Source organism: Clostridium sp. AF02-29 (assembly GCF_934835585.1).
GTDB classification, from domain to species: domain Bacteria; phylum Bacillota; class Clostridia; order Lachnospirales; family Lachnospiraceae; genus Otoolea; species Otoolea fessa.
On sequence record NZ_CAKVZK010000064.1, the window covers coordinates 1 to 5,070 of the forward strand.

At 49.1% G+C, this 5,070-nt stretch carries 3 protein-coding genes; 1 reads left to right on the forward strand and 2 read right to left on the reverse strand.

Going from position 1 to position 5,070, the window contains the following annotated elements:
- Positions 1-243 precede the first annotated feature (243 nt).
- Positions 244-1,536, forward strand: coding sequence for an AAA family ATPase (locus PUQ60_RS11235; RefSeq protein WP_273483015.1), 1,293 nt, complete (start codon positions 244-246; stop codon positions 1,534-1,536).
- A gap of 20 nt (positions 1,537-1,556) precedes the next feature.
- Here PUQ60_RS11235 and PUQ60_RS11240 read toward each other — a convergent pair whose 3' ends face one another.
- The gene (locus tag PUQ60_RS11240) at positions 1,557-2,576 is read right to left on the reverse strand and encodes an SGNH/GDSL hydrolase family protein (protein WP_273483016.1); all 1,020 of its coding nucleotides are present in this window, start codon (positions 2,574-2,576) and stop codon (positions 1,557-1,559) included.
- A 43-nt stretch (positions 2,577-2,619) separates the two neighbouring features.
- Positions 2,620-4,836, reverse strand: a complete 2,217-nt coding sequence (locus PUQ60_RS11245; protein WP_273483017.1) for a helix-turn-helix domain-containing protein — start codon at positions 4,834-4,836, stop codon at positions 2,620-2,622.
- Between the last annotated feature and the right edge of the window lie 234 nt (positions 4,837-5,070).

Below are 5,070 nucleotides of genomic sequence, written 5' to 3' on the forward strand. Positions count from 1 at the left end.
TATCGAAGTGGTCATAACGGGGCGCACTCGAAATGCGTTAGCCCTCCGGGGCACGTGGGTTCAAATCCCACCGTCTCCGCACATAAAAAGCCGGTAATCTGTCAAAACAGACTATCGGCTTTTGTATTTTAGAAAAATGTGATTATTGGTATTTGATTTTTTCAGAAAAATGTGCAAAACAGTTGTTTATTTTTCAGAAAAATGTGTTATGCTATTATTATTCCCGAAAAGGACGGTGTATTTATGAAGCGAAATGCAATGCAATCCCTGATAAACTGGAAAAACGACCCGGAACGAAAGCCTCTGATTTTGCGAGGTGCCAGACAGGTGGGTAAAACCTGGCTGATGAAGGAATTCGGACAGACCTGCTATGCTAATTATGTCTATTTCAACTTCGATGAAGAGGATGAATTAAAATCCATTTTTCAGGCGAACAAAAACCCCCACCGCATTATCGAATTGTTGTCCATGATAAGCGGTGAAAAAATCCAACCCGGTGAGACTCTGATCCTTTTTGATGAGATCCAGGAATGTCCCGAGGCCTTAAACACTCTGAAATACTTTAAAGAAAAAGCGAACGAATACCATGTGGTTTCCGCCGGAAGTCTGTTGGGAACCATTTTAGCCCAGCCAAAATCTTATCCGGTAGGCATGGTAAATCTACTCGATATTTTCCCACTGACTTTTGACGAATTTCTCGAAGCTACGGATCCTGCCTTATATACCTATTATGACAGCATTCAAAAAGAGCAAACGATCGAAGAGATTTTTCACTCTCGTCTATCTGAAGCATGCAATTATTATTTTATCATCGGAGGAATGCCGGAGTGCGTATCCTCCTGGATCAAATACAAGGATCCGGCAAGAATCTCCCAGATACAACGGGAGTTAATCGAAATATATGAAAATGACTTTTCAAAGCATAACGGGAAGATCAACAGTGGTCGTATTCTTCTAGTATTCCGCAGTATCGTTGCTCAGCTTGCAAAGCCAAACGAGAAATTTATGTATGGTGCTGTCCGCGAAGGAGGAAGGGCAAGAGATTTTGAAGAAGCTATCGAATGGCTGGTCTCGGCAGGAATGCTCAATCGCGTATATAATGTCTCCAAAATGGAGCATCCACTTTCAGCCTTCGACAAGCTGGATCAGTTTAAACTATTTGTCTTTGATACCGGGCTGCTTAAGCATATGGCCGGTATCGACAACAGTGCCATTCTGTTAAAATCAAGCTACCCGTTCAAAGGAGCATTAACGGAAAATTATATTTTACAGCAGTTGCAGGGACAATTTGAAATCGCTCCCCGGTACTACTCTGATAAAAACAGCGAGATTGACTTTGTGCTTCAAAACGGAACCGATATCATTCCGGTGGAAGTGAAAGCCGGGGAAGATAAATCCGCTCCCTCTTTCAAAAGATATGTTGCAGAAAATCACCCTGCTGCAGCCTTACGTTTTTCCAAACGCGGCTACCGGAAGGATGGCGACATCACCAATCTTCCGCTGTATCTTGTATGTAAGACCAGAGATTTACTATAAATATATTTTTCTAAAATAGATCAGACATTTTTCAGCATTTCCTGCATAACCGGGTAAATCCGCTCCGCCATGCGCAGGAAACCCAGAGTATTCGGGTGGCAGCCGTCGACGGTGCATTCAGACCGTCCTATCTTGCCGAAGAGTTCATGTCCGTCGACAAACCAAACCTTCTCATCGCCTCTGCGTTTCGCCGCCTCGTAGGTAGCGCAAACGACATCTCTACGGCGGATGCTGTCCTCTGGCTCCGCATCGGTATCGGGACGGCTGAGGAAGAGCACCGGAACGTCAGGATGCGCTTTCCGGATGATTTCAAAAAACGGTGCATGGGTCTCCGCCAGATGCTCCGGACTCGGCGAATTGTGGTCATAATCCATGACAAAGAGACTCATCTCGGGAAATCCCGCAAGATATTCCGCGAAATCCTCTTCGCCCCGTGCGCTGCCGGAAAAACCCATGTTACGGTAGTCCGCATCCAGCCATCTGCTGACGATACTGGTGTAAGCATTGCCGGGTCGGGGTGCGCATCCACCCTCTGTAATCGAGGAACCGTAAAATACGATCGGCTTCTCCACGGTATACGCGGGTGTTTCCCATAGCTTCGCTCTCTCCTCGATGCCGATCTGCATCCCGAGGAGATGATCGTTTCTCGGCAGATTGATCGTTACGAGTACCTCCTCTCCCGTGAGGTCAAAAGTCTTCTCCACTGTAATCTCGCCCTCGGTATGGATCTTTGGCGCAATGTAACCGAGATATGTCGCTTCTGTACCCTTTCCGAGATAAATATCTGCGCCCGCCGAGCCGGACAGCGGAATATTGATATCCTCTTTCGTGCCCGCGAGCGTCATTTTTACATATAATTTCTTTGCATCCGTCTGAAAGCGGACTCTGCCGCCGGCAGCTCTTCTTCCGAGGTAGCCATACTGTGGGAAGCGCTCCAGTGCCTCTTCGGACAGCTTGAAAAACTGTCTTTTCTCACTGTCTGCCACAGCAAGACCATAGATTTTCAATGGGGTCTCCGTGATATCATATAATTTCATCATGTCTTTTTCCTCTCATCCACTCAATAGTATCATTCGCTAAGGTTTAATGCTGGCTCCGGCGGAACTGCCCCGGTGTCATGCCGTATTTTTTCTTAAAGCTGGTCGTAAAATAGGATGCATTGCTGTAGCCGACAAGCTCACAGATCTCCTGTATGCTGAGGTTCTCCCGCTCGAGGAGTAGTTCTCTCGCCCGCTCGATGCGGAGCGCCGCCAGATAGTCAGGAAAGGTGCAGCCGCATTTTTCATGGAAGAGGCGGCTGAAATACGACGGTGTAATATGATATTTGTCCGCAAGATACTGGGCACTGATGTTCGGATCGCCATAATTGCTCTGCAAATACGCTATCGCCTTCTCCACAACGTCCTCTCTGCCCGTCTGCCGATTCCGCTCGAGGATCAGCCAGATTTCTTCTGCCATCCGGAAAAACCATTCCTCCACATCGTCCATATATTCATAGGATGCCAGTTGTCCCGCCAGCACCTCGTAATCCTTCTTCGTCAACGGTTCAAAACGGTATTGCAACGAATTCCGGTAGGTCTGCATCTGCCCAGCGATCTCCATCAGTGCATCCTGAGCTTTCTGGATCGACAGCTTTTTGAGCTCCCCGACAATCTTGCGGTACTCCGCCGAAAAGCCTGTCCGGTCACTCTGCCGGAGTCTCTGGATCAATTCTTCTGATGACGGTGCCTGTTCTCCATTTAACGCCCTCTGCGCCATCTCTCCTTCCGTAACCACCGCACCCATACCATAGATAAAACGGTATGCTGTCGCTGCCCGCGCCATCTGATACATGAGATTTAGCTCCGTAAAGCCCTCTGTTTCGCCCTTTTCTTCGCTGATCCCTACATCCATGCCGATATGGATCAGCTCTCCGGTGACTTCAAGGATATGCTGCGACGCCACCGTCACACGTTCCTCCGTTACGCTCTCCTCACTGAACAGAATCGCCGCGATAAACTCATGGTCTACCGGCAAAACGAGGACGTTGCCCAACTCACGGAGCGTCTGCTCGACGATCGTCTTGATCGTCTCCATCTCAAAAGCGATCGCTTCTTCCGTGTTATTACTGTGGAGATCCTGGATATCACTGAGGCGCATGACCACGACACGAATCCGGACACCCGGCTTGGCGTAAGTCTCTTCCACCCACTCCGGCAATTTTGCGGTTTTCTCTCTGCTGATTAGATACGCGGCAAGATCCTCCTGCTCTTTGCGCAGGTTGATATGGTTCAGTCTCTGCACCATCGTCTGATAGGTCTGGGCGATGCTGTACAGCTCCGTATTCTCCAGCTGTCTCGCCATTGCCTCGGAGGGCAGTCCCTCCTCGCTGGCAGTCCGCACCATCTCGCCGATCGGATTGTATACACGGTTCGACATCAGCAGTGCGAGAAGCAGTACGATGATCGCCACAAGCAGACCAATTCCCAAAAAGAGGAAGCCAACCCGGGTCATCGATCCGGTGAGCTGTCGGTAGGAAATCAGCCATACCAGCGTAAATTCGTCATCAATCTCCGCAGCTACGGACAGGAATCTCCCCTGCGCCGTGCGCACAATTTCGGCGGAAGCCTCGGTCAGATTTCTGTTTTTCCACAGAATATCCTCCAGACGTTCCCCGACCCGATATATCTCCCTCGTTCCCTGCTCATAAACGATATTCCCGTCCCTGTCAATCAGCAGGAACTGTTCCTCCTCCGTCTTCGGCAGAGTTAAGGTCATGATCTTGTCGAGATCCATGTTGACTTGGATGCCGCTGCGTTTGCCCCCAGTGGTGGGATCCATCGATCCGCTGGTCAGGCAGAGGAGGCTCTGGCTCTTTCCGTAGATATCCAGATATGGAATGACCGCACTCTCGTGAAACGTGCTCATCCGGAAAATATCCAGCATCCGCGCATCCCCGTTCTGGTCGATGGGATAGGAGGGATTTGTGCTTTTGATCAGATAATCGTCCTCGAGCCAGACATAGGCGGAGTGGATCATCGGATTCACAGAAACAAGATTCGTGACCTCCTGCGCTGCGATCCCCGTGGTGCTGTCCCATGCAAATGTATTCCGGTTGATCAGCTTGCAGATATAGACGTCATTTTCGAGCACTGTTACCACATTCTCCATGGATTTGCCGTAATTCTGCAATACCAGTACATAGGTATCCATCCGGTTCTCGTAATCGCTCTCCTGTTGCTGGATCTGTGACACACGGAACCACCCAAAGCCGAGAATACACGACAGCAGAATGCAGACTGCAGCCAGTCCGAAGCTCACCGCAAATATTCTCCTCAGAATGATCTTTCCTCTGTATTTCTGAAATATCTTCATCCGAATTTTTACTCTCCATCTGAATCTTTTGTTACACTTATTCTATCTGCTCCGCCGCCCAGAAGCCTTTTAATTTTACAAATGGCGGTTCCGAAGTGCTTACCAGCCGGGCACTCATCCGATTACCCTTCCATGCAAAGTCCATCGCAACGTGCCCTTCCTCCTCATCAATGAGAAAGC